1 protein-coding gene and 1 pseudogene are annotated in these 1,287 nt (G+C 74.4%); both read left to right on the top strand.

The annotated features are described in order from the left end of the window. The coding region (locus HY68_RS16960) for a tetratricopeptide repeat protein (RefSeq protein ID WP_041989656.1) at nt 1–901 on the top strand (901 nt) is incomplete at its 5' end. A 102-nt stretch (nt 902–1,003) separates the two neighbouring features. After that, nucleotides 1,004–1,287 (top strand): annotated as a pseudogene (locus HY68_RS43805) (phosphatase); the annotation flags it as partial.

Here is a 1,287-nt window from a genome sequence, read left to right as displayed (position 1 = left end):
CGCGCTCGCGCTGCCGGTGCCCCGGGTCGATCCGAACGACGCGAACGCCGGCTTCCTCGCCGGACTGATGGCGGCCGCGCCCGGCGAGCTGATCGCCGCGCTGGAGGCCGCTCCCGCGGACTCGCCGGAGCGGCGGCTGCGCCAGGTCCGCGCCTGGCTGGAGAACGGCGACTCGTACACGGCGGTCGAGGCCCTGCACACGCTGGAGTCGCGGCACCCGGACGACTGGCGGGTGGTCTGGTACCGGGGGCTCGCCTCCCTCGTCACCGGCGACCACGAGACGGCGGCGCTCGCCTTCGACGCGATCTACGACGCGTTCCCCGGCGAGCCGGCGCCGAAGCTCGCGCTCGGCATCTGCGCCGAGGTCCTGGGCCAGCTCGACAACGCGGCCGAGTACTACCGGCTCATCTGGACGACCGACCCCAGCTATGTCAGCGCCGCCTTCGCGCTGGCGCGGGTCCAGCTCGCCGCGGGGGACCGCGGCGGCGCCGTACAGACCCTGGAGTCGGTGCCCGAGGCGTCCATCCACTACACGGCGGCCCGGGTGGCCGCCGTGCGGGCCCGGCTGCGCAAGCGCGCCGCCGCCGACCCGCTGCTGGACGATCTGCGGGCGGCGGGCGGGCAGGTGGAGGCGCTTCAGGGACTCGGACTCGACGCCGTACGGAGGGAGCAATTGTCCACGGAAGTACTCGGCACGGCCCTGGACTGGATACTCTCCGGGGGCCGGGGCGGACAGGTGGTGCAGTCCACCACCCTGCTCGGCACCGCGCTCGACGAACGTGGCCTGCGGCTCGGACTGGAACGTTCGTACCGGGTGCTCGCCCGGCTCGCTCAGCGCGGCGAGGAGAGGATCGAACTGGTGGAACGGGCCAACCGTTTCCGCCCCCGGACGTGGGTGTGATTGATGGCGCAGAAGCCCCATTTGGCTGCTTGGTCGACATGCCCCAGCTGCACGGAGCCGGTGGAGTCCGGCGACCGGTTCTGTGGTGCGTGCGGATACGACTTGACGGCCGAACCGCAGGCCCGGGGCGACCACCCCACCGTCGCGTTGCACGGCGCGGCGGCCCAGGCCGCCCCGGACACCCCCGCCCCCGGCCGGACCGCCCCTGACCGTCCTGGCGCCGACAACGCTGTCGCCTGGCCCGCGGCCGCGGGTACGGACAGCGCGGCGGCGGAGACACCCGTCCAGCACCCCGGCGAACTGCCGGGCCTCGACTCGGCGGGCGTACAGCTGTCCACGCACTCGGGCGACTTCGTGCTGCCCGCCCCCGCCGAGCCACCGGCAGG

It is taken from the genome of Streptomyces sp. AcH 505, assembly GCF_000818175.1.
Taxonomy (GTDB): Bacteria; Actinomycetota; Actinomycetes; order Streptomycetales; family Streptomycetaceae; genus Streptomyces.
This window is presented reverse-complemented; position numbering and strand designations above follow the sequence as displayed.